Origin of the sequence: Burkholderia sp. Bp8991 (genome assembly GCF_003853795.1) — a bacterium.
Classification (GTDB): Bacteria; Pseudomonadota; Gammaproteobacteria; order Burkholderiales; family Burkholderiaceae; genus Burkholderia.
The window spans coordinates 20,672-43,001 of sequence record NZ_QTQJ01000001.1 but is presented as its reverse complement, the minus strand read 5'-3'; the positions used below and the strand labels follow the sequence as shown (position 1 = coordinate 43,001).

21 protein-coding genes are annotated in these 22,330 nt (G+C 66.9%); 19 read left to right on the top strand and 2 right to left on the bottom strand.

Annotated elements, in window-relative coordinates:
* Positions 1-33 precede the first annotated feature (33 nt).
* From DIE02_RS00195 to DIE02_RS00155, 9 genes are all read left to right on the top strand, one after another.
* Entirely contained in the window at positions 34-2,409 is a 2,376-nt protein-coding gene (locus DIE02_RS00195) for a DNA polymerase III subunit gamma/tau (protein ID WP_124486296.1), read from the top strand.
* 94 nt (positions 2,410-2,503) lie between these two features.
* Entirely contained in the window at positions 2,504-2,830 is a 327-nt protein-coding gene (locus DIE02_RS00190; protein ID WP_006755698.1) for a YbaB/EbfC family nucleoid-associated protein, read from the top strand.
* 31 nt (positions 2,831-2,861) lie between these two features.
* Positions 2,862-3,458 carry a recombination mediator RecR gene (gene recR, locus DIE02_RS00185; RefSeq protein WP_044847271.1) on the top strand — a complete coding sequence of 199 codons (597 nt, stop codon included), beginning with the start codon at positions 2,862-2,864 and terminating at the stop codon, positions 3,456-3,458.
* A gap of 48 nt (positions 3,459-3,506) precedes the next feature.
* Positions 3,507-4,712 (top strand): CaiB/BaiF CoA-transferase family protein, encoded by a 1,206-nt coding sequence (locus tag DIE02_RS00180; protein ID WP_124486297.1) that lies wholly within the window; start codon positions 3,507-3,509, stop codon positions 4,710-4,712.
* Between the two features lie 217 nt (positions 4,713-4,929).
* Positions 4,930-5,691 carry a 5'/3'-nucleotidase SurE gene (gene surE / locus DIE02_RS00175; protein ID WP_124486298.1) on the top strand — a complete coding sequence of 254 codons (762 nt, stop codon included), beginning with the start codon at positions 4,930-4,932 and terminating at the stop codon, positions 5,689-5,691.
* Entirely contained in the window at positions 5,688-6,617 is a 930-nt protein-coding gene (locus DIE02_RS00170) for a protein-L-isoaspartate(D-aspartate) O-methyltransferase (RefSeq protein ID WP_044848975.1), read from the top strand. Before surE ends, DIE02_RS00170 begins: the two co-directional genes overlap by 4 nt.
* A gap of 5 nt (positions 6,618-6,622) precedes the next feature.
* Positions 6,623-7,504, top strand: a complete 882-nt coding sequence (locus tag DIE02_RS00165) for a peptidoglycan DD-metalloendopeptidase family protein (protein ID WP_044848976.1) — start codon at positions 6,623-6,625, stop codon at positions 7,502-7,504.
* A gap of 11 nt (positions 7,505-7,515) precedes the next feature.
* Positions 7,516-8,601 (top strand): RNA polymerase sigma factor RpoS, encoded by a 1,086-nt coding sequence (rpoS, locus tag DIE02_RS00160; protein WP_040144287.1) that lies wholly within the window; start codon positions 7,516-7,518, stop codon positions 8,599-8,601.
* Positions 8,602-8,604: 3 nt separating this feature from the next.
* Positions 8,605-9,381: a 3'-5' exonuclease gene (locus DIE02_RS00155; protein WP_044848977.1), complete on the top strand. Its 777-nt coding sequence runs from the start codon at positions 8,605-8,607 to the stop codon at positions 9,379-9,381.
* A gap of 27 nt (positions 9,382-9,408) precedes the next feature.
* Here the strand turns inward: DIE02_RS00155 and DIE02_RS00150 are convergent, their stop codons facing one another.
* Positions 9,409-10,269, bottom strand: coding sequence for an endonuclease/exonuclease/phosphatase family protein (locus DIE02_RS00150; RefSeq protein ID WP_124486299.1), 861 nt, complete (start codon positions 10,267-10,269; stop codon positions 9,409-9,411).
* A gap of 228 nt (positions 10,270-10,497) precedes the next feature.
* Here DIE02_RS00150 and rlmD point away from each other — a divergent pair, with 228 nt between their 5' ends.
* Positions 10,498-11,895 carry a 23S rRNA (uracil(1939)-C(5))-methyltransferase RlmD gene (gene rlmD / locus DIE02_RS00145; protein ID WP_082088767.1) on the top strand — a complete coding sequence of 466 codons (1,398 nt, stop codon included), beginning with the start codon at positions 10,498-10,500 and terminating at the stop codon, positions 11,893-11,895.
* A 61-nt stretch (positions 11,896-11,956) separates the two neighbouring features.
* Here the strand turns inward: rlmD and DIE02_RS00140 are convergent, their stop codons facing one another.
* A complete protein-coding gene (locus DIE02_RS00140) occupies positions 11,957-12,655 on the bottom strand; it encodes a Bax inhibitor-1/YccA family protein (protein ID WP_124486300.1) in 699 nt (232 codons plus the stop codon).
* 250 nt (positions 12,656-12,905) lie between these two features.
* Between DIE02_RS00140 and ndk the strand changes: the two genes are divergently transcribed.
* The 9 genes from ndk (at position 12,906) to hfq (ending at position 22,319) form a co-directional block, all read left to right on the top strand.
* Entirely contained in the window at positions 12,906-13,331 is a 426-nt protein-coding gene (ndk, locus tag DIE02_RS00135) for a nucleoside-diphosphate kinase (protein ID WP_006478674.1), read from the top strand.
* A gap of 55 nt (positions 13,332-13,386) precedes the next feature.
* On the top strand, positions 13,387-14,526 hold the full coding sequence (rlmN, locus tag DIE02_RS00130) for a 23S rRNA (adenine(2503)-C(2))-methyltransferase RlmN (RefSeq protein ID WP_044848980.1): 1,140 nt from the start codon (positions 13,387-13,389) through the stop codon (positions 14,524-14,526).
* A 163-nt stretch (positions 14,527-14,689) separates the two neighbouring features.
* Positions 14,690-15,709, top strand: a complete 1,020-nt coding sequence (locus DIE02_RS00125; protein WP_124486301.1) for a helix-turn-helix domain-containing protein — start codon at positions 14,690-14,692, stop codon at positions 15,707-15,709.
* Between the two features lie 106 nt (positions 15,710-15,815).
* Positions 15,816-17,120, top strand: a complete 1,305-nt coding sequence (gene ispG / locus DIE02_RS00120; protein ID WP_027787235.1) for a flavodoxin-dependent (E)-4-hydroxy-3-methylbut-2-enyl-diphosphate synthase — start codon at positions 15,816-15,818, stop codon at positions 17,118-17,120.
* Between the two features lie 21 nt (positions 17,121-17,141).
* Positions 17,142-18,482 (top strand): histidine--tRNA ligase, encoded by a 1,341-nt coding sequence (hisS, locus tag DIE02_RS00115; RefSeq protein ID WP_044848982.1) that lies wholly within the window; start codon positions 17,142-17,144, stop codon positions 18,480-18,482.
* A gap of 55 nt (positions 18,483-18,537) precedes the next feature.
* A complete protein-coding gene (locus DIE02_RS00110; RefSeq protein WP_044848983.1) occupies positions 18,538-19,167 on the top strand; it encodes a tetratricopeptide repeat protein in 630 nt (209 codons plus the stop codon).
* A gap of 40 nt (positions 19,168-19,207) precedes the next feature.
* Complete coding sequence (bamB, locus tag DIE02_RS00105) at positions 19,208-20,353, top strand: outer membrane protein assembly factor BamB (protein WP_124486302.1); 1,146 nt, start codon at positions 19,208-19,210, stop codon at positions 20,351-20,353.
* Positions 20,354-20,600: 247 nt separating this feature from the next.
* Positions 20,601-21,938: a ribosome biogenesis GTPase Der gene (gene der, locus DIE02_RS00095; protein WP_044848985.1), complete on the top strand. Its 1,338-nt coding sequence runs from the start codon at positions 20,601-20,603 to the stop codon at positions 21,936-21,938.
* 141 nt (positions 21,939-22,079) lie between these two features.
* Positions 22,080-22,319 carry an RNA chaperone Hfq gene (gene hfq / locus DIE02_RS00090; protein ID WP_006399927.1) on the top strand — a complete coding sequence of 80 codons (240 nt, stop codon included), beginning with the start codon at positions 22,080-22,082 and terminating at the stop codon, positions 22,317-22,319.
* The last annotated feature ends 11 nt before the right edge of the window (positions 22,320-22,330 follow it).

The following is a 22,330-nucleotide window of genomic DNA, read 5'->3' as shown; positions in this document are numbered from 1 at the left end:
GGCGCGACGCAGCGTTACTGATACAATTTCCCGATGACCTATCAAGTTCTCGCACGCAAGTGGCGTCCGAAGGATTTCGCTTCGCTCGTCGGCCAGGAGCACGTCGTCAGGGCGCTCACGCACGCGCTCGACGGCGGGCGTCTCCATCACGCCTATCTGTTTACCGGAACCCGCGGCGTCGGCAAGACGACGCTGTCGCGGATCTTCGCGAAGGCGCTCAACTGTGAAACCGGCGTCACGTCGCAGCCGTGCGGCGTGTGCCGCGCGTGCCGCGAGATCGACGAAGGCCGCTTCGTCGACTACGTCGAAATGGATGCCGCGAGCAACCGCGGCGTCGACGAAATGGCCGCGCTGCTCGAGCGCGCGGTGTACGCGCCCGTCGATGCGCGCTTCAAGGTCTACATGATCGACGAAGTGCACATGCTGACGAACCACGCGTTCAACGCGATGCTGAAGACGCTCGAGGAGCCGCCGCCGCACGTCAAGTTCATCCTCGCGACCACCGATCCGCAAAAGATTCCCGTCACCGTGCTGTCGCGCTGCCTGCAGTTCAACCTGAAGCAGATGCCGGCCGGGCACATCGTGTCGCACCTCGAACGGATCCTCGGCGAAGAGCAGATCTCGTTCGAGCAGCAGGCGCTGCGTCTGCTCGCGCGCGCCGCGCAGGGCAGCATGCGCGATGCGCTGTCGCTGACCGACCAGGCGATCGCGTACTCGGCGAACGAAGTGACCGAATCGGCGGTCTCGGGCATGCTCGGCGCGCTCGACCAGACTTACATGGTGCGCCTGCTCGATGCGCTCGCGGCCGGCGCCGGCCCCGAGATCCTCGCGATCGCCGACGAGATGTCGCTGCGCAGCCTGTCCTTTTCCACCGCGCTGCAGGATCTCGCCAGCCTGCTGCACCGGATCGCCTGGGCGCAGTTCGCGCCGGGGTCGGTGCTCGACGAATGGCCGGAAGCGGCCGATCTGCGCCGCTTCGCGGAGACGCTGAGCCCCGAGCAGGTTCAGCTGTTCTACCAGATCGCGACGGTCGGGCGCGCGGAGCTCGGCCTTGCGCCGGACGAATACGCCGGCTTCACGATGACGTTGCTGCGGATGCTCGCGTTCGAGCCGGCCGTCGGCGCCGGCAGTGCGCCGGGAGGTCAGCCTGCCGTGCCGCGTGCCGTGCCTGCACCAGCATCCGCGCCGCGTGCGGCCGCTGCCGTTGCGTCGGCTGCGGCACCCAAGTCGTCGGCGCCGCAGCCGGCAGCCGTGGCGGCCGCACGTCCGCAAGCGGCTGCGCCCGCTGCGCGTCCGGCAGCGGTCCAGTCCGACGATGCGGCGATTGCGCCGGCAGTGAAGGCTGTTTCGACACCGGCATCTGAATCTGCATCCGCGGCAACATCGGCTGCGACCGCAGCGCCGGCCGCACCGCAGCCGCAAGCGATCCCGGCACCTCAGGCGGTACCGCCGAGCGATGCACCGCCGGCTGTCCGCAACGAACCTGAACCGCCGGTTGCCGCCGCCAAGCGCAACGACGAACCTGCGCTGCCTGCCGAACCGGCGCCGCGTGCTGCGCCGGCCGAACCCGCCGCGCGCCCGTCTGCCCGCGGCGGTGCAGCTGCCGCACTCGACGTGCTGCGCAACGCCGGCATGCGCGTGTCGTCCGACCGCGCGCGTGCGGGCGCCGCGCCCAAGCCGGCGGCGGCCCAGCCGGCCGTCGAAAAGCCGGCGGCATCGCGTCCTGCCGTGCAGGTACCGACGCCGCGCGCGGCGGCCCGCGCGCCGCAGGTTGCCGACACGCGTCAGGCCCCGCCGCCGTGGGAAGACATTCCGCCGGACGAATATGTGCCGCTCAGCGCCGACGAGATGTTCGGCGGTGCGGCGGACGACGGCTTCGTGCCCGTGTTCGACAGCGGCCCCGACGACGTGCGCATTGCGCCGAAGGCAGTGGAGTCCCGTCCGTCCGCGCCGGTCGACACGCGCCCGCTGCCGCCCGCGATCGCGCTCGACCCGGTCGGCTTCGACGGCGAATGGCCGGCGCTGGCCGCGCGGTTGCCGCTGAAGGGCGTCGCGTATCAGCTTGCATTCAACAGCGAGCTGACGGCCGTCGACGCGACGACGTTGAAACTGTCCGTGCCGGTGCCGCAGTATGCGGACGCCGCCCAGGTCGCGAAACTGAAGGCGGCCCTGGCCGATGCGCTCGGCAAGGCCGTCGAGGTCGCGGTCGAGGTCGGGCCCGCGCGGCGCACCGCGGCGGCACTCGATGCGGCTGCACGTGCGGCACGCCAGCGCGAGGCAGAGCAGGACATCCATGGCGATCCGTTCGTCCAGCAGCTCGTGCGTGACTTCGGCGCGCGTATCGTCGAAGGCTCGGTGCGGCCGCTCGCCGATCCGGCGCCGGACGGCACGCCGCCGACGCTGCATTGAACGAATCGCACTGCGACAGGCACAATCACGCCCGCACACATTGACCGGCACGCGCCGCGTGCCGGTTTTCACACGATCAAGAAGGAGTATTCCCATGTTGAAAGGCAACCTCGCCGGACTGATGAAGCAAGCGCAGCAAATGCAGGAAAACATGAAGAAGATGCAGGAGCAGCTTGCGCAGATCGAAGTCGAAGGGCAGTCGGGTGCCGGCCTCGTCAAGGTGACGATGACCTGCCGCAACGAAGTGCGTCGCGTGGCGATCGACCCGAGCCTGCTCGCGGACGACAAGGACATGCTCGAGGATCTGGTCGCGGCCGCGTTCAACGATGCGGTGCGCAAGGCCGAAGCGACGTCGCAGGAAAAGATGAGCGGCATGACGTCGGGCCTGCCGCTGCCCCCGGGTTTCAAGCTGCCGTTCTGAGCGCAGCCTCCGTTCAGCTTTCAGCCGCCGTATGAAACAGCCGTCCGCCCTGTCCGCGCTCGTCGAAGCGTTGCGCGTATTGCCCGGCGTCGGGCCGAAATCCGCGCAACGCATGGCGTACCACCTGATGCAGCACGATCGGGAGGGCGCGGAACGGCTCGGCCGGTCGTTGCTGTTCGCGACCGAGCACCTGCAGCACTGCGAGAAGTGCAATACCTTCACGGAGGCGCAGATCTGCGAGGTGTGCAGCGACGAGGAGCGTGATCCGACGCTGCTGTGCGTCGTCGAGACGCCGGCCGACCAGATCATGCTCGAGCAGACGATGACGTACCGCGGGCTGTATTTCGTGCTGATGGGGCGGCTGAGCCCGCTCGACGGGATCGGCCCGAAGGAAATCCATTTCGACCGCCTCGTGCGGCGTGCGTCCGACGGTGTCGTCAAGGAGGTCGTGCTCGCGACCAACTTCACGAACGAGGGCGAAGCCACCGCGCACTACCTCGGCCAGACGCTGAAGGCGCGCGGGCTCGCGGTCACGCGCCTCGCGCGCGGCGTGCCGGTGGGCGGCGAACTCGAATACGTCGACGCGGGCACCATCGCCCGCGCGATGCTCGACCGCCGCACGATGTAAGCCGGGCGCCGCCGGCCGGCGGCGCCGTTCCTCATGCCAGGGAGACACATGAGCACCAGCCAGGGCCCGCTCGCGGGCGTCAAAGTGCTCGAATTCGGGACGCTGATCGCGGGGCCGTTCGCGTCGCGCCTCTTTGCCGAATTCGGCGCGGAAGTGATCAAGATCGAGGATCCGAACGGCGGCGACCCGCTGCGCAAGTGGCGCAAGCTGCATCCGGAGCAGGGTGGCACGTCGCTGTGGTGGTCGGTCCAGGCACGCAACAAGAAATCGGTCACCCTCAACCTGAAATCCGATGCCGGCAAGACGATCGCGCGGCAACTCGCGCGCGAGGCCGACATCGTGATCGAAAACTTCCGCCCGGGCCTGCTCGAGAAGCTCGGGCTCGGCTACGACGTGCTGTCGGCTGACAACCCCGGGCTTGTGATGGTGCGCCTGTCCGGTTACGGGCAGACCGGCCCGTACCGCGACCGGCCCGGCTTCGGCGCGATCGCCGAATCGATGGGCGGCTTGCGCCACATCACCGGCTATCCCGAATTGCCGCCGCCGCGCATCGGCATCTCGATCGGCGACTCGATCGCCGCGCTGCACGGCGTGATCGGTGCGATGATGGCGCTCCACCACCGCAACGTGAACGGCGGTGCGGGGCAGGTGGTCGACGTTGCGCTGTACGAAGCGGTGTTCAACATGATGGAAAGCGTGGTGCCCGAGTACGGCGTGTACGGGATGGTGCGCGAGCGCACCGGCGCGTCGCTGCCGGGCATCGTGCCGTCGAACACCTACGCGTGCCGCGACGGCAGCATCGTGATCGGCGGCAACAGCGACCCGATCTTCAAGCGGCTGATGAAGGCGATCGAACGCGACGACCTCGCCGACGATCCCGCGCTCGCTCGCAACGACGGCCGCGTGCCGCGCACGCAGGAGATCGACGACGCGATCGCCGCGTGGCTCGCGCCGCGCACGATCGACGACGCGCTGGCGGTACTCAACGCGGCCGACGTGCCGGCCGGGCGCATCTACAGCGCCGCCGACATGTTCACCGATCCGCAGTTCATCGCGCGGCAGATGATCCAGCGTTTCAAGCTGGCCGACGGCACCGACATTCCGCTGCCGAACATCACGCCGAAGCTGTCCGGCACGCCGGGCGAAACACGCTGGCTCGGGCCGGAACTCGGCGAGCATACGGACGAGGTGCTGCACAGTCTCGGCTACGACGCGCAGGCGATCGCCGCGCTGCGCGAGGTCGGCGCGATCTGAGCGCCGCGCACTCGGCGCTGCGCGTCAGGTTTGCCGAACGGGCATCTCGTCACGGCGGCCCTTCGAGGGGAAAACCCGGGCGGCACCGCGTTTTCCCGAACCTGCAAACGCCGCCGCGCGATGCGACGGCGCACCGCGCGCGCGTCGTGCGTGCGGGCCTGTCCGCACCCGCCGGACTGTCGCTCTCGCGCCATCTTTCCTCGGTTACAATCGCCGGATGCGAATCCTACTCAGCAACGACGACGGCTATCTCGCCCCCGGTCTCGCCGCGCTCAGCGACGCGCTGCAGCCGCTTGCCGACCTCACGGTGATCGCGCCCGAGCAGAATTGCAGCGGCGCGTCGAATTCCCTGACGCTGTCGCGGCCGCTGTCGGTGCAGCGCGCGACGAATACGGGTTTCTTCTACGTGAACGGCACACCGACCGATTCGGTGCACGTCGCGCTGACCGGGATGGCCGACGCGCGGCCCGACCTCGTCGTGTCCGGGATCAACAACGGCCAGAACATGGGCGAAGACACGCTCTATTCAGGGACAGTTGCGGCCGCCACCGAAGGCATCATGTTCGGCGTGCCGGCCATCGCGTTTTCGCTGGCCGACAAGGGCTGGGCGCATCTGGCGGATGCGGCGCGCGTCGCCGCGGAAATCGTCGAGCACTTTCTCGCGCATCCGCTGCCCGGTCAGCCGCTGCTGAACGTCAATATTCCGAATCTGCCGTACGACGAACTGAAAGGCTGGCAAGTCACGCGCCTCGGCAAGCGTCACCCGTCCCAGCCGGTGATTCGCCAGACCGACCCGCGCGGCGAGCCGGTCTACTGGATCGGCGCCGCGGGTGCGGCGCTGGACGCGAGCGAAGGCACCGATTTCCACGCCGTCGCAAACGGTTTCGTCTCGATCACGCCGCTGCAGCTCGATCTCACGCATACGCAAATGCTGCCTGCAACGCGCGAATGGGCGCGCGCAGGAGGGCGGGCTTCATGAGCGGCGAGCGCGCGAAGCGGTTCCCGCTCGCGCTCGAAGATCTCAAGCGAGCGCCACGCAAATCGGAGGGCCGGGCCGGTGAACGCCATGCGGCGAGCGCGGTGCCGAAGGCCGTCGACAAGCCCGCTGCCGTGCTGAAGCCGGTGGCGGTGAAGGCGGGCGTCGCCCGCACGGTGCCCGGTGCGGCCGCCGCGAAGCCGGCGAGCGCACCGAAGCCGACCGCGCTGAAGCCCGCGATGCCGAAGCCGGCGGCGCCGAGCGTCGCGCCGGCCGGTGCATTCGCGCTGACGTCGGAACGTGTGCGCGAGCGCATGGTCGAACGCCTGCGCGCGAACGGCGTGACCGACGCGCGCGTGCTGGATGCGATGGCCGCGGTGCCGCGCCACCTGTTCGTGGATCCCGGGCTCGCGACGCAGGCGTACGAGGATGCCGCGTTGCCGATCGGCCACCAGCAAACGATTTCAAAGCCGTCGGTCGTCGCGCGCATGATCGAGCTCGCGATGGCCGGCCGCACGCTCGAGCGCGTCCTCGAGATCGGCACCGGTTGCGGCTACCAGGCCGCGGTGCTGAGTCACGTGGCACGCGACGTGTATTCGATTGAACGCATCAAGCCGCTCTACGAGCGCGCGAAGCTGAACCTGCGGCCGCTGCGCGTGCCGAACATCCGTCTGCATTACGGCGACGGGCGTGTCGGCCTGCCGTCCGCGGGCCCGTTCGACGCGATCGTGATCGCGGCGGCGGGGCTCGACGTGCCGCAGGCGCTGCTCGAGCAGCTCGCGATCGGCGGGCGGCTCGTCGCGCCGGTCGGCGCGCAGAGCGGGCAGCCCCAGGTGCTCACGCTCGTCGAGCGCGTCGCGCACGCGCAATGGCGGGAGTCCCGGCTTGATCGCGTTTTCTTTGTCCCTTTAAAATCCGGAGTGATTTGAAACCGATGAGTATGTTGCGCGCGATGCAAAACAACCGAACCAGGGAACCGCTCACGTTCGCCCAGCGCGCGATCTGTGTGGCTGCGTTCTCCACGCTGCTGGCCGCCTGTGCGACGCGGCTCGACAACGCGCCCGTCGTCGACCGCTCCGGATCGCTCGGCACGACCGCCGCCGCGCAGCCGGCAGTGCCGCTCGGCCCGCCGCCGCCCGGCTTCTACCGTGTGAAACCGGGCGATACGCTGTACCGGATCGCGCTCGAGAACGGGCAGAACTATCGCGACATCGCCACCTGGAACAACCTGGCGAACCCGAATCAGATCGAAGTCGACCAGTTGCTGCGTGTCGCGCCGCCGGGCGGTGCCGCGCTTGCCGGCTCGCCGGCTGCCGCACCGATCACCGGCGCCGCCGTCGCGACCGCGCCGCTCAGCAGCGGTCCCGCGACGCCGGCCGCGGGCTCGTCGTCCGCGAGCACGCCGCCGGCTGCCGCCGCATCGAGCGACACGGCAGCCGCGCCGAGCGGCCCCGTGACGTTCGCATGGCCCGTGCGCGGTCCGGTGCTGAACGGTTTCGACGACGCGAAGAACAAGGGCGTCAATATCGGCGGCACGTCCGGCGAGGCCGTGAAGGCGGCGGCCGACGGCCGCGTCGTCTACTCGGGCAACGGCCTGCGTGGCTATGGCAACCTCATTATCATCAAACACGATGCAACTTACCTCACGGCGTATGCACACAATCGCGCTTTGATGGTAAAAGAGGGGGACGCGGTAACGAAGGGGCAGAAGATCGCCGAGATGGGTAATAGCGATGCCGACCGCGTGATGCTGCATTTCGAGGTTCGCCGGCAGGGTAAACCTGTCGATCCGCTGAAGTATTTGCCGCCTCAATAACCGAGACGACCATGCCGAAATCGAAGCGCCACGAGCCGCAAGCCGAATCTGAGAAGATCAGTCGTGCCACGCAAGCATCGGTGGAGCGAGCTGGCGCTTCGACGGACGACGAAGACGACGTCGCGGAAAACGAACGTGATCTCGAGGCACGCGACGCCGAAGCGGACGGCGACGACGAGCACGAAGGCCGGGCGGAAGCCGCGCCCGACGTCGACGATTTCCGCGCATTGCTGCAGGCCGAACTCACGGCCGACACGATCCAGCATTACCTGAACCGTATCAGCGTGAAGCCGCTCCTGACCGTCGAGGAGGAGCAGCGCTATTCGCGTCTTGCGAAGGCCGGCGAATTCGAGGCGCGGCAGGTGATGATCGAGCGCAACCTGCGTCTCGTCGTCAGTATCGCGAAGGGTTACCTGAACCGCGGCGTGCCGCTGCTCGACCTGATCGAGGAGGGCAACCTCGGCCTGATGCACGCGATCGAGAAATTCGATCCGACGCGTGGCTTTCGGTTCTCGACCTACGCGACGTGGTGGATCCGGCAGAGCATCGAACGGGCGATCATGAACCAGGCTCGCACCGTGCGTCTGCCCGTGCACGTGATCCGCGAACTGAACCAGGTGCTGCGCGCGAAGCGCCACCTCGAAAAGAATTCGATGTCGACGGGCGAGGCGGCCGAGCGCCGTGAAGCCAGCATCGACGACATCGCCTATCTCACCGGCAAGACCGCCGAGGAAGTCACCGACATCCTCGCGCTCAACGAGCACACCGCGTCGCTCGACGCGCCGCTCGATCTCGATCCCGCGAGCAGCCTGCTCGATCTGCTGCCCGACGACCAGAGCCAGTCGCCCGACGCGGAGGTGCAGCACCGCGAACTCGAGACGCTCACGCGCGCATGGCTGTCGCGGCTGTCCGACAAGCATCGGCACGTGATCGAGCGCCGCTTCGGCCTGAACCACATCGAACCGGCCACGCTCGAGGAGCTGGCCGACGAGATGGGGCTCACGCGCGAGCGCGTGCGGCAGATCCAGCAGGAAGCGCTGGTGCGCCTCAAGCGGTTCTTTGCCTCCAATGGCGTGCGCAAGGACGCCGTTCTGTAACTGATGACACCGATTCTCGTTTTTGACATCGAGACCATTCCCGATGTCGACGGCATTCGCCGTCTTGAAGACCTGCCCGCGACGCTGGACGATGCCGCGGTGGCCGAACATGCGTTCGCCGCGCGCCGCGAGAAGACCGGCAGCGATTTCCTGCCGCATCACCTGCAGCGCATCGCGGCGATTTCCTGCGTGTTCCGCGACAACAACGGTTTCCGCGTTCGGTCGTTGGGCACGCCGCAGGACAATGAGGCGACGCTGGTCCAGTCGTTCTATCGCGTGATCGAGAAATACACGCCGCAGCTCGTGTCGTGGAACGGCGGCGGCTTCGATCTGCCGGTGCTCCATTACCGAGCGCTCGTACACGGGATCCCCGCGACGCGCTACTGGGATCTGGGCGAGGACGACCGCGAGTTCAAGTGGAACAACTACATCTCGCGTTATCACTCGCGGCACACCGACCTGATGGACGTGCTCGCGATGTATCAGGCGCGCGCGAATGCGCCGCTCGACGCGCTCGCGAAGCTGTGCGGCTTCCCGGGCAAGCTCGGAATGGACGGTAGCCAGGTGTGGCCGGCGTTCCAGGATGGCCGGATCGAGGAAATCCGCAACTATTGCGAAACCGACGTCGTCAATACCTACCTGCTGTATTGCCGGTTCCAGCTGATGCGCGGCGGCCTGACGCCGAGCGAATATGCGGACGAGATCCTGCTCGTGAAGAATTCGCTCGCGCAGGAGCCCGCGTCGCACTGGGCCGAATACCTGGCCGGTTTCGACGCGTGACGCGGGCGGCCCGCATGGCGGCCGCGATCAATTTCGATCGAGTTCGAGCACGACCGGCTGGTGATCCGATTCGCGCGCGTCGCCGTCGATTTCGCAGCGCGTGACGTGCGGCAGCAGCGTATCGGTCACGAACACGAAGTCGCATGCGAGCGGCCCGTCGGACCATTGCGCAGTGTCGTAGACGCCGGCGGTCGGCGGCGGCGTGCGGCCCGGGTGCCGGGCGATCCACGCATCGACGAACGACGGTGCGTCGGCGATCGGCTCGAGCATGCGCCGGTACGCGTCGCTGCCGAACGCGCTGTTGAAGTCGCCGCAGAGGATGGCATCACGCGGTTGGCCGGTCTCGCTGAACGGCCCCGTGGCATTTTCGGCCGGCGCGGGCTGGTCGGCATGCGCACACGCTTCGCGGTGCCGGGCGCGCAATGCGTCGACCTGCGCGAGTCGCTGGCGCGCCGAATAAAATTCCAGATGCGTCGTGACGACCCGCAGCCGACCCGACGGTAACACCAGTTCGACGTCGAGCGCGACGCGCGGCATGGAAGGCGCGTCGGCGTCTGCCGGCCACGGCAGCAATTGGCGCAGCACGCGCCCGATCGGCAGCCGGGTCGCGACCGCATTGCCGAACTGGCGGCGCGGTGCGCCGGGTTCGAGCGGCGGCAGGTCGGCGCCGACCGCTTCGACGATCGTATAACCGGGCAGCAACGCCGCCAGTTCGGCGAACTGGTCGGGGCCGGGCTGGCCGGGCAGTGCGCCGAAACCGCGCGTGACTTCCTGCAGGCACAGCACGTCGAAGTCGCCAAGCCGGCGAGCGGCGGCGATCGTGCGCGGCAGGTCGACGACGCCGTCCGCGTCCCGACCCCATTGGATGTTCCAGTCGATCAGTCGCATGGTCGATTCTCCCGAGTCTCCTGAGTCTGTTGTGAGCAGAACGTGTGCCGCCGGCTGAGCTCGCGAGAGGCCGCGCATGCGGGCCGGCGGCGGGCTGCCTGCAGGTCGTTCCCGCATGACGCGGCGCGGCAGAGGCGTCAGTATTGACGCTTGCGCCACGAAAGCGGGCGACGCGGGCTTTCGTCGTCTACAATCTCGCCTTCTTCAACGTTTTGTCAGGAAAAGCTGGTGTCCGAAGCCGTCCCCACTTCTGCGCGCAAATCGAAAAATGCGCCCGTCGCGCCCGGGCCTGCCCCGGTTCTCGAGATCGAATCGCTCGACATGGAAGCGCGCGGTGTCGGCCGCACGGCGACCGAGGACGGCACGCCGGGCAAGGTCATCTTCGTCGAGGGTGCGCTGCCCGGCGAGCGCGTGACCTATTCGAGCTACCGTCGCAAGCCGAGCTACGAGCAGGCGACCGTTGTCGACATTCTGCGCCCGAGCGTGCTGCGCACGGAGCCGAAATGCAAATTCTTCGGCACCTGCGGCGGCTGCTCGATGCAGCACCTCGACATGCGCGCGCAGGTCGCGATCAAGCAGCGCGTGCTCGAGGACAACCTGTGGCACCTGTCGAAGCTGCGCGCCGAGACGATGTTCGCGCCGATCCACGGCCCGTCGTGGGGCTACCGGTACCGTGCGCGCCTGACCGTGCGCAACGTCGCGAAGAAGGGCGGCGTGCTGGTCGGGTTCCATGAAAAGAAGAGCAGCTATGTCGCCGACATGACGAGCTGCGAAGTGCTGCCGCCGCACGTGTCGGCGATGCTCGTGCCGCTGCGCCGGCTGGTCGAGGGGCTGTCGATCCGTGACCGGATGCCGCAGATCGAGCTCGCGGTCGGTTCGCAAGTCACGGCACTGGTGCTGCGCGTGCTGGAGCCGATCAATGCGGACGACGAAGCGCTGCTGCGCGCGTTCGCCGACGAGCACAAGGTGCAGTTCTGGCTGCAGCCGAAGGGCCCGGACACGGTGACGCCGTTCTATCCGCTCGACGTGCCGCTCGACTATACGCTGCCGGAGTTCGGCATCCGCATGCCGTTCAAGCCGACCGACTTCACGCAGGTCAACCATCAGATCAACCGCGTGCTGGTGGGTCGCGCGCTGCGCCTGCTCGCGCCGTCGCGCGACGATCGCGTGCTCGACCTGTTCTGCGGGATCGGCAACTTCACGCTGCCGCTCGCGCGGCTGTCGCGCGAGGTGATGGGCATCGAAGGCAGCGAGACGTTGACGACTCGCGCGCTCGCGAATGCGCGCGAGAACGGCGTCGACGGCCATACGACGTTCGCGTGCCGGAACCTGTTCGAGGTGACGGGCGACGACCTGCGTGCGCTCGGCGCCTTCGACAAGTTCCTGATCGACCCGCCGCGCGAAGGCGCGCTCGCGGTGTCGAAGGCGCTGGCCGAAATCGCGCAGAGCGGCGAAGGCCCGCTGCCGAAGCGCATCGTCTACGTGTCGTGCAACCCGTCGACGCTCGCGCGCGACGCAGGCCTGCTCGTGCACGAGGCCGGCTACCGGCTGAAGGGCGCCGGCGTCGTGAACATGTTCCCGAATACGTCGCACGTCGAATCGATCGCGCTATTCGAGCGCGACTGAGCGGCGGCGGACGTAAAAAAACCGGCCCGAGGGCCGGTTTTTTCATCGGGTACGGCGAACGTCAGTTGCGGTTGCCGCCGAAGATGCCGAGCAGCGCGAGCAGGTTCGTGAACACGTTGTACAGGTCGAGGTAGATCGCGAGCGTGGCCGAGATGTAGTTCGTCTCGCCGCCGTTCACGACACGCTGGACGTCGAACAGCATGTAGGCCGAGAAGATCGCGATCGCGAGCACCGACACGGTGAGCATCAGCGCCGGCAGTTGCAGGAAGATGTTCGCGACCGACGCCAGCAGGATCACGATCACGCCCATGAACAGCCATTTGCCGAGCCCGGAGAAGTCGCGCTTGCTGACCGTGGCGATCGTCGCCATCGCGGCGAAGATGATGCCGGTGCCGCCGAACGCGAGCATGATCAGCGACGGGCCGTTCGAGAAGCCGAGGATGAAGCTCAGCAGGCGCGACAGCATCAGGCCCATGAAGAACGTGAAGCCGAGCAGCACGAACACGCCGGCCGCGCTGTTTTTCGTCCGCTCGATCGCGAACATGAAGCCGAACGCGATTGCGAAGAACGCGAGCAGGCTCATCATCGGGCTCGTGGCCGCGAACAGCGAGAATCCCGTCGCGACGCCGACCCATGCCCCCACCACCGTCGGCACCATCGACAGCGCGAGCAGCCAGTACGTGTTCCGCAGCACGCGATTGCGAACCTCCGCGGTGCTGACGGAGCCGCCGCGGCCGAAATTGTACGGATAGTCGTTCATGGTTTCTCCTAACATTGAACGCATGGGCGTCCGGGGCCGGTTCGGCGCGCGCGGTGTGCGGCGCAGCAAACCGGAGCAGCTATGGCTAAGATACGTTCCGTGCCGCGAGGTTTCAATGCCGGGCGGCGCAAAAAACATATGGATTTGGAACCTTTCACTCGTGTAAGGGTTCAATCGCAATGATACACGGGATCGTGCTACAATAGCGGATTCATTTGAACCTGTAACTTCTTAATTTCTTGGAGTTTTTATGGCAATCGAGCGCACCCTGTCGATCATCAAGCCGGATGCGGTGGCAAAGAACGTGATCGGCCAGATCTACAGCCGTTTCGAAGGCGCCGGCCTGAAGATCGTCGCATCGCGCATGGCACACCTGTCGCGTGCGGACGCAGAGAAGTTCTACGCAGTTCACGCAGCACGTCCGTTCTTCAAGGACCTCGTCGATTTCATGATCTCGGGCCCGGTGATGATCCAGGTTCTGGAAGGTGAAGGCGCGATCCTGAAGAACCGCGACCTGATGGGCGCGACGGATCCGAAGAAGGCGGAAAAGGGCACGATCCGCGCCGACTTCGCCGACAGCATCGACGCGAACGCCGTGCACGGCTCGGACGCTGCCGAAACGGCCGCGGTCGAAATCGCGTTCTTCTTCCCGGAAATGAACGTCTACTCGCGCTAAGCCCAGGCTGGCAACAGGTAGGCAGGATTCAGCGCACGCGGCAAGGCAGCACATCATGACGAGCGAAACTTCCGTCAATCTTCTCGACTTCGATGCCGAAGGTCTTGTCGCGTACTGCGGCAGCCTCGGCGAGAAGCCGTTCCGCGCCAAGCAGTTGCAGCGCTGGATCCATCAGTACAACGCCGGCGATTTCGACGGCATGACCGATCTCGCGAAGTCCCTGAGAGAAAAGCTCAAGGGCCGCGCGTCGATCGTGATGCCCGATATCGTCAGCGATCACGTTTCCACCGACGGCACGCGCAAGTGGCTGATCGACGTCGGAAACGGCAATGCGGTCGAAACCGTTTTCATCCCGGAAGAGACGCGCGGCACGCTGTGCGTGTCGTCGCAGGCCGGGTGCGCGGTCAACTGCCGCTTCTGCTCGACGGGCAAGCAGGGCTTCTCCCGCAACCTGTCGACAGCCGAAATCATCGGTCAGCTCCGGATGGCCGAGTTTGCGCTGCGTGCGTCGCTGGGTCGCGCACCCGGTCCGAACGGCAAGGCCGAACGGGTCGTCACCAACGTGGTGATGATGGGCATGGGCGAGCCGCTGCTGAATTACAGCGCGGTCGTGCCCGCGATGCGGCTGATGCTCGACGACAACGCGTACGGCCTGTCGCGCCGCCGCGTCACGTTGTCGACGTCCGGCGTGGTGCCGATGATGGACCGCCTCGGCGCCGAATTGCCGGTCGCGCTCGCCGTTTCGCTGCACGCGCCGAACGATGCGCTGCGCGACGAACTGGTGCCGCTCAACAAGAAGCATCCGCTTCGCGAGCTGATGGCCGCGTGCCAGCGCTATCTGAAAGTCGCACCGCGCGACTTCATTACTTTCGAATACTGCATGCTCGACGGCGTCAACGACACCGAAGCGCATGCGCGCGAACTGCTGGCCGTCACGCGTGACGTGCCCTGCAAGTTCAACCTGATCCCGTTCAATCCGTTTCCGGAATCGGGCCTCATCCGCTCGAAGCCGGAGCAGATCAAGCGCTTTGCACAGGTCCTCATCGACGCGGGTGTCGTCACGACCGTGCGCAAGACGCGCGGCGACGACATCGACGCCGCGTGCGGCCAGCTGGCCGGCGCCGTGAAGGACCGCACGCGCCTGGCGGAGCGAACGGGCGCAGCAGCAAAAATCATCGAAGTTCGGGCGATCTGACGGGGACGCCTGGTCGGGGCCGCATGGGTGCGGATGCCTGGACTTCTTGCGGTACAACACGCGAATAGCGATCGGTCGCGGCGCCTCGGCGCCGCGCATGATATGGACAGTTGCGGGAGCCGGCGGCGCCCGCCAGTGAAGAAGAATCGACGCGAGGACAAGGATGAGTGAGCCGCAGCCGACCAACGGCGCAGAGACGAATGCCGCGAAGCCGGCACCGGCGGGGCTTGAAACGCTGGCGGCCGTCGGCAGCCGGCTGGCGCAGCTCCGGGAGGCGAAGGGCTGGACGGTCGACGACGTGTCGGCGCGGCTCAAGGTCGCTCCGCAGAAGCTGCGTGCGCTCGAGGCTGGCGACATCAGCCATTTGCCCGGCGTGACGTTCGCGCTCGGCGTCGTGCGCAGCTACGCGAAGATGCTCGGCGTCGATCCGGAGCCGTTCGCCCATGCATTGCGCCGCGAGCGTGGCGTGCAGGAAGTCGATCTGTCGATGCCCGCGTCGTCGGGGACGGATCTGCCGCGCGGCCGCGTGTCGATTCCGCTTGGCGGGTCGTCGCACCATCATCCGTGGCTGTGGGGGACGGCGATCGTCGTCGTCGCGGTGATCGCGGTACTCATGTGGCACACTGGCGGCGATTCGTCGAGCTGGCTCGCGCGCTTCAAGGGCGGCGGTACCGAACACGCGTCGGCGGCCAGCGCGCCGGCGGCGTCTTCCGTCGAAGCGGCAGCCGCGGGCGGCGCGTCGGCGGCAGCCGTCAACGAAGCCCCGGCGCAGGTTGCGGCATCCGCCGTGGCGCCGCAGGCCGTTGCGTCGGCTGCTCCGGCTCCGGCCTCGGCCCCGACGGCCGCCGTGCCCGCGTCGCAACCGGTCGTCGCGCCGGCCGCGGCGAGCAGCGCGGCCGTGCCGGCCCAGCCCGCGAGCGTCGTGGTCGCGGCAGGCCAGTCGATGGTCGAACTGAAGGTCAAGCAGGATTGCTGGTTCAGCGTGCGCGACAAGAGCGGCAAGGAACTGTTCTCGGCGCTGGTGCGGGCCGGCGAGACGAAGCAGGTCGCCGGCGACGGTCCGTTCAAGGTCACGATCGGCAACAAGGCAGGCCTTGATACGGTCGCGTTCGACGGAAAGCCGGTCGATCCGGCAAAATATTCGGCAGCGCGGGGTAACGTGGCGCGGTTCACGCTGCCCTGACGTCAAGCGCCGTGGCGCAGGCCTGTCCCGGACAGGCCGCGAGGGCACGGCGCTTTTTCAATTCATGCGCCGCCTCGCGGCGCATTCCGCGTAAATGGATCTATCGATGCAATCCGAAGCTCAATCCCCACGCAGCAGTCAGATTTGTTCAACCGAGCCGGTGTTCGGCGGGCATCAGCCGCGTCGCGTGTCGCATGCGGTGGATGTTCGTTGGGGCGGGCAGCTCGTGACAATCGGCGGTGATGCGCCGGTGCGCGTGCAGTCGATGACGAATACCGACACGGCCGACGCGATCGGCACGGCGATCCAGATCAAGGAACTCGCGAACGCGGGCTCCGAACTGGTGCGCATCACGGTCAATACGCCGGAGGCCGCGGCCGCCGTGCCGGCGATCCGCGAGCAGCTCGACCGGATGGGCGTGACCGTCCCGCTCGTCGGCGATTTCCACTACAACGGCCACCTGCTGCTGCGCGACTACCCGGGCTGCGCGGAGTCGCTGTCGAAGTACCGGATCAACCCGGGCAACGTCGGCCAGGGCGCGAAGCGCGACACGCAGTTCGCGCAGATGATCGAAGCCGCGGCGAAGTACGACAAGCCGGTGCGGATCGGCGTGAACTGGGGCAGCCTCGACCAGGACCTGCTCGCGCGCATGATGGACGAGAACGGCGCGCGCTCGCAGCCGTGGGATGCGCAGAGCGTGATGTACGAAGCGCTGATCCAGTCGGCGATCGGCTCGGCCGAGCGCGCGGTCGAGCTGGGCCTCGGCCGCGATCGCATCGTGCTGTCGTGCAAGGTCAGCGGCGTGCAGGACCTGATCGCGGTGTACCGCGAACTCGGCCGCCGCTGCGGCTTCGCGCTGCATCTCGGGCTGACCGAGGCCGGCATGGGCTCGAAGGGCATCGTCGCGTCGACGGCCGCGCTCGGCGTGCTGCTGCAGGAAGGGATCGGTGACACGATCCGCATTTCGCTGACGCCGGAACCGGGCGCGTCGCGCACCGGCGAAGTGATCGTCGGCCAGGAAATCCTGCAGACGATGGGCCTGCGCTCGTTCGCGCCGATGGTGATCGCATGCCCGGGCTGCGGCCGCACGACGAGTACGCTGTTCCAGGAACTCGCGATGCAGATCCAGACCTACCTGCGCGAGCAGATGCCGGTCTGGCGCAAGGAATATCCGGGTGTCGAGAAGATGAACGTCGCGGTGATGGGCTGCATCGTCAACGGCCCGGGCGAATCGAAGCACGCGAACATCGGCATCAGCCTGCCGGGTTCGGGCGAGAACCCGGCCGCGCCCGTCTTCATCGACGGCGAGAAGGTCAAGACGCTGCGCGGCGAGCGGATCGCCGAGGAATTCCAGCAGATCGTCAGCGACTACGTCGCACGCAATTACGGCCGTACCGAGGCCCTGAACTAAATTCGTCCACACACACGAACGATGACTGAACAGAAACGCAAGATCGAGAAGCTCACCGGCGTCAAGGGCATGAACGACATCCTCCCGCAGGATGCCGGCCTCTGGGAGTTCTTCGAAGCTACCGTGAAATCGCTGCTGCGCGCGTACGGCTACCAGAACATCCGCACGCCGATCGTCGAACACACGCAGCTCTTCACGCGCGGCATCGGCGAAGTCACGGACATCGTCGAGAAGGAGATGTACAGCTTCACCGATGCGCTGAACGGCGAGAACCTGACGATGCGCCCGGAGAACACCGCGGCGGTCGTGCGCGCGTCGATCGAGCACAACATGCTGTACGACGGCCCGAAGCGCCTGTGGTACATCGGCCCGATGTTTCGTCACGAGCGTCCGCAGCGCGGTCGCTACCGCCAGTTCCACCAGGTCGGCGTCGAGGCGCTCGGCTTCGCGGGCCCGGATGCGGATGCCGAGATCATCATGATGTGCCAGCGCCTGTGGGACGACCTTGGCCTGACCGGCATCAAGCTCGAGATCAACTCGCTCGGCCTCGCCGAAGAGCGTGCCGCGCACCGCGTCGAACTGATCAAGTATCTCGAGCAGTTCGCCGACGTGCTGGATGAGGACGCGAAGCGTCGCCTGTATACTAACCCGCTGCGCGTGCTCGACACGAAGAACCCGGCGCTGCAGGAAATCGCGCAGAACGCGCCGAAGCTGATCGACTTCCTCGGCGACGAGTCGCGTGCCCACTTCGAAGGGCTGCAGCGCCTGCTGCTCGCGAACAACATCCCGTTCAAGATCAACCCGCGTCTCGTGCGCGGCCTCGACTACTACAACCTGACCGTGTTCGAGTGGGTGACCGACAAGCTCGGCGCGCAGGGCACGGTCGCGGCGGGCGGCCGCTACGATCCGCTGATCGAGCAGCTCGGCGGCAAGCCGACCGCCGCGTGCGGCTGGGCGATGGGCATCGAGCGCATTCTCGAACTGCTGAAGGAAGAGGATCTCGCGCCCGAGCAGGAAGGTGTCGACGTGTACGTGGTGCACCAGGGCGAGACGGCGCGCGAACAGGCGTTCATCGCGGCCGAGCGCCTGCGCGATACGGGCCTCGACGTGATTTTCCACTGCAGCGCCGACGGCGGCCCGGCAAGCTTCAAGTCGCAGATGAAGCGGGCCGATGCGAGCGGTGCCGCGTTCGCGGTGATCTTCGGCGAAGAAGAGGTCGCGAACGGCACGGTGGGCGTGAAAGCGCTGCGCGGCGCGGGCGAGGACGGGGAAAAGAACGTTCAGCAGACCGTACCGGTCGAAAGCTTGACCGAATTCCTAATCAATGCGATGGTTGCATCCGCCGAAGACGGCGACGACTGATCGCGCTGGCATTCGCTCGACAAGAAAAGCCTGAAATGGAAGGAATCGCTCGCCGATGAGTTATCACGACGAACAAGAATCGATTGAAAGTCTGAAGGCGTGGTGGGCCCGCTGGGGTAACCTCACGACGTGGATCGTGCTCGCGGCGCTGGTCGTCGCGGCCGGTTTCAACGGCTGGAATTACTGGCAGCGCCGTCAGGCCGCCGAGGCTTCCGGGTTGTACGAGCAGGTGCAGAAGGCCGCTGCCGCGAACGACAAGGCGACGATGGCCCGTGCGGCCGCCGACATGGAAGACAAGTTCGGCAGCACGCCGTATGCGCAGATGACCGCGCTCACGGCGGCGAAGACGTTGTACGCGGCCGGCGATGCCGCCGGCGCGAAGGCGCAGCTGCAATGGGCCGCCGATCACGCCAAGGACGACGAGTACAAGCAGATCGCGAAGCTGCGTCTCGCGTCGCTGCTGCTCGACGAGAAGGCGTACGACGCGGGCCTCGCGCTGCTGTCCGGCACGCCGGTGGATGCATTCAAGGGCCTCGTGGCCGATCGCCGCGGCGATCTGCTCGCGGCGCAAGGCAAGACCGACGATGCGCGCGCCGCGTACAAGCTCGCGCTCGCCGGCCTGTCGCAGGACGACCAGTCCGCGCGCCAGCTCGTGCAGTTCAAGCTCGATGCGCTCGGCGGCTGATCGCGGCCCCCTCAACCTCTTAACTCTGCTTCGCTAACCGATGAATTTGCTGAAACGTTACGCTGTGCCCGTAGCCTGCGCGGCGGCTGTCCTGGCATTGGCGGCCTGCTCGTCGTCGAAGGACGTGCGCCGCGTGCCGACGCCGCTCACCGAGTTCAAGCCCGTCTTGGACGTGCAACAGGTCTGGAAGGCGAGCGTCGGCAAGGGCGGGCGCTACCTGTTCTCGCCGGTGGCCGTGGGCGACGCCGTCTACGCGGCGGGCGAGAACGGTTCGGTCGAGAAGATCGACGCGAAGACGGGCCAGACGCTGTGGCGCTCGAAGGTCGGTTCGGACCTGTCGGCCGGGGTCGGCAGCGACGGCAACCTGACTGCCGTCGGCGCGCTCAAGGGCGGTGTGTTCGTCCTCGGCCCGGACGGCAAGCAGCTGTGGAAGACGAGCGTGCAGGGCGAGATCTTCTCGCCGCCGCTGGTCGGCAACGGCCTCGTGATCGTGCGCACGATCGACGGTCAGGTGATCGCGTTCAACGGGCAGACGGGCGAGCAGAAGTGGAACTACCGCAACCGCGCGGTGCCGCTGAACCTGCGCGTGTCGGCCGGCATGACGTTCGCGGGCGATGCGGCCGTGCTGGCGGGCTTCCCCGGCGGCGGTCTGGTCGCGATCAACCTGCAGACGGGCGAGCCGTTCTGGCAGACGCCCGTGTCGTTCCCGAAGGGCGTGACCGAAGTCGAGCGCATCAACGACGTCAGCGGTCCGCCGACGCTCGTGGGTGCCCAGGCGTGCGCGGTCACGTTCCAGGGCCAGCTCGGCTGCTTCGACGCGAACTCGGGCCGTCCGCTGTGGGAAAAGGCGTTCTCGAGCCGCAGCGGTCTCGCGCAGGACGATTCGGTCGTCGCCGGCGGCGACGACTGGTCGGTCGTCACGGCCTACGACGCGGCGAGCGGCAACCCGCTCTGGCGCAACGACAAGCTGAAGAGCCGCGACGTCGGCGTGCCGTACCTGCTCGGCCATGCGGTCGTGATGGGCGACTACAAGGGCTTCGTGCACTTCCTGTCGCGCGAGGACGGCAGCTTCATCGCCCGGATGAAGACGGACGGCAGCGCGATTACCGCGGCGCCGGTCCTGGCGGGCAATACGCTCGTCGTGCAGACCAAGGACGGTGGCCTGTACGGATTCCGTCCGCGCTGACGCGCACGCAACAAGCGCAATCGTGGCGCGGCGGGCTTGTCCCGCGCGCTGCGGTCGCGCGACATGAAGGCGGCCGGTGTCCCCGGCCGCTCGGTATTTGAAAGGCAGTTCGCAACGAAAGACGACGGCGCGCACCGCGCGCCCGGCGCGCGCATCCGGCGCGGCGCGAATTCGTGATATTTTCATTCAGCGCAGCCGCCCGCAGCAGCGGGCCTCCCGCTGCTGCGCATCACCGTAGAAAACACAGATGAAACCGGTCATTGCCCTCGTTGGGCGCCCCAATGTGGGGAAATCCACGCTGTTCAACCGGCTCACGCGCTCGCGCGATGCGCTGGTCGCCGACTTGCCGGGCCTGACGCGCGATCGCCATTACGGCGAAGGGCGCGTCGGCGCACGGCCGTACCTGGTCGTCGATACCGGCGGCTTCGAGCCCGTCGCGAAGGACGGCATCCTGCACGAGATGGCGCGCCAGACGCGGCAGGCCGTCGAGGAAGCCGACGTCGTCGTGTTCATCGTCGACGGTCGTAACGGGCTCGCGCCGCAGGACAAGTCGATCGCCGACTACCTGCGCAAGACCGGCCGGCCGATCTTCCTGGTCGTCAACAAGGCCGAGGGGATGAAGTACACGGCGGTCGCGACCGACTTCTACGAGCTCGGCCTCGGCGATCCGCGCGCGATCTCGGCCGCGCACGGCGACGGCGTGACCGACATGATCAACGAGGCGCTGGAAGTCGCGTACGCGGGCCAGCCCGAGGAAGCGGACGAGGACGACCCGTCGCGCGGCATCAAGATCGCGATCGTCGGCCGCCCGAACGTCGGCAAGTCGACGCTCGTGAACGCGCTGATCGGCGAGGACCGTGTGATCGCGTTCGACATGCCGGGCACGACGCGCGATTCGATCTACGTCGACTTCGAGCGTAACGGCAAGAAATACACGCTGATCGATACCGCGGGCCTGCGACGCCGCGGCAAGGTGTTCGAGGCGATCGAGAAGTTCTCGGTCGTGAAGACGCTGCAGTCGATCTCCGACGCGAACGTCGTCATTCTTCTGCTGGATGCGCAGCAGGACATTTCCGACCAGGACGCGCACATCGCCGGCTTCGTCGTCGAGCAGGGCCGCGCGCTCGTGATCGGCGTCAACAAGTGGGACGGTCTCGACGACCACGCGCGCGACCGCGCGAAAGCGGATTTGACCCGCAAGCTGAAATTCCTCGACTTCGCGAAGTCGCACTACATTTCGGCCGCGAAGAAGACCGGCATCGGCGCGCTGATGCGTTCGGTCGACGACGCGTACGCGGCGGCGATGGCGAAGCTGCCGACGCCGAAGCTCACGCGCGCGCTGATCGAGGCCGTCGAGTTCCAGCAGCCGCGTCGTCGCGGCCCGGTGCGTCCGAAGCTGCGCTACGCGCACCAGGGCGGCCAGAATCCGCCGCTGATCGTCATCCACGGCAACGCGCTCGACGCGGTGACGGAAACCTACAAGCGTTACCTCGAAAACCGATTCCGCGAAACTTTCTCACTGACCGGGACTCCATTGCGCATAGAGTTCCGTTCGTCGAACAACCCGTACGCGGACAAGGGCTGAAGCAGGTCCTGCAAGGGATAGGCCGCATGGCCTACGCCCGGGCGGGGCAGGCAAAATCAGCTATAGTGTAGCGATTGGCGCCGGATCTCTTTTTCTTCGTCGCCAATCCAGATCAACCTGCAAAAAAAGATGGAGTACGCCATGAGCAACAAAGGGCAATTGTTACAAGACCCGTTTTTGAACGCACTGCGCAAAGAGCACGTTCCCGTTTCGATCTATCTCGTCAACGGCATCAAGCTGCAAGGGAACATTGAATCGTTCGACCAGTACGTCGTGTTGCTCCGTAATACGGTGACCCAGATGGTCTACAAGCACGCCATCTCGACGGTCGTGCCGGCGCGCCCGGTGAATTTCCACCCGGACGCGGAAGCCTCGTCCTAACCCATCGCAGC

Excerpts from the sequence above, each read along its gene's own strand:
- hisS (WP_044848982.1), top strand. The coding sequence starts at position 17,142 with ATGACTGAACAGAAACGCAAGATCGAGAAGCTCACCGGCGTCAAGGGC.
- der (WP_044848985.1), top strand. The coding sequence starts at position 20,601 with ATGAAACCGGTCATTGCCCTCGTTGGGCGCCCCAATGTGGGGAAATCC.
- ndk (WP_006478674.1), top strand. The coding sequence starts at position 12,906 with ATGGCAATCGAGCGCACCCTGTCGATCATCAAGCCGGATGCGGTGGCA.
- DIE02_RS00110 (WP_044848983.1), top strand. The coding sequence starts at position 18,538 with ATGAGTTATCACGACGAACAAGAATCGATTGAAAGTCTGAAGGCGTGG.
- DIE02_RS00125 (WP_124486301.1), top strand. The coding sequence starts at position 14,690 with ATGAGTGAGCCGCAGCCGACCAACGGCGCAGAGACGAATGCCGCGAAG.
- DIE02_RS00155 (WP_044848977.1), top strand. The coding sequence starts at position 8,605 with ATGACACCGATTCTCGTTTTTGACATCGAGACCATTCCCGATGTCGAC.
- DIE02_RS00190 (WP_006755698.1), top strand. The coding sequence starts at position 2,504 with ATGTTGAAAGGCAACCTCGCCGGACTGATGAAGCAAGCGCAGCAAATG.
- rpoS (WP_040144287.1), top strand. The coding sequence starts at position 7,516 with ATGCCGAAATCGAAGCGCCACGAGCCGCAAGCCGAATCTGAGAAGATC.
- recR (WP_044847271.1), top strand. The coding sequence starts at position 2,862 with ATGAAACAGCCGTCCGCCCTGTCCGCGCTCGTCGAAGCGTTGCGCGTA.
- DIE02_RS00180 (WP_124486297.1), top strand. The coding sequence starts at position 3,507 with ATGAGCACCAGCCAGGGCCCGCTCGCGGGCGTCAAAGTGCTCGAATTC.
- DIE02_RS00165 (WP_044848976.1), top strand. The coding sequence starts at position 6,623 with ATGAGTATGTTGCGCGCGATGCAAAACAACCGAACCAGGGAACCGCTC.
- surE (WP_124486298.1), top strand. The coding sequence starts at position 4,930 with ATGCGAATCCTACTCAGCAACGACGACGGCTATCTCGCCCCCGGTCTC.
- hfq (WP_006399927.1), top strand. The coding sequence starts at position 22,080 with ATGAGCAACAAAGGGCAATTGTTACAAGACCCGTTTTTGAACGCACTG.
- DIE02_RS00170 (WP_044848975.1), top strand. The coding sequence starts at position 5,688 with ATGAGCGGCGAGCGCGCGAAGCGGTTCCCGCTCGCGCTCGAAGATCTC.
- DIE02_RS00195 (WP_124486296.1), top strand. The coding sequence starts at position 34 with ATGACCTATCAAGTTCTCGCACGCAAGTGGCGTCCGAAGGATTTCGCT.
- DIE02_RS00140 (WP_124486300.1), bottom strand. The coding sequence starts at position 12,655 with ATGAACGACTATCCGTACAATTTCGGCCGCGGCGGCTCCGTCAGCACC.
- bamB (WP_124486302.1), top strand. The coding sequence starts at position 19,208 with ATGAATTTGCTGAAACGTTACGCTGTGCCCGTAGCCTGCGCGGCGGCT.
- ispG (WP_027787235.1), top strand. The coding sequence starts at position 15,816 with ATGCAATCCGAAGCTCAATCCCCACGCAGCAGTCAGATTTGTTCAACC.
- DIE02_RS00150 (WP_124486299.1), bottom strand. The coding sequence starts at position 10,269 with ATGCGACTGATCGACTGGAACATCCAATGGGGTCGGGACGCGGACGGC.
- rlmN (WP_044848980.1), top strand. The coding sequence starts at position 13,387 with ATGACGAGCGAAACTTCCGTCAATCTTCTCGACTTCGATGCCGAAGGT.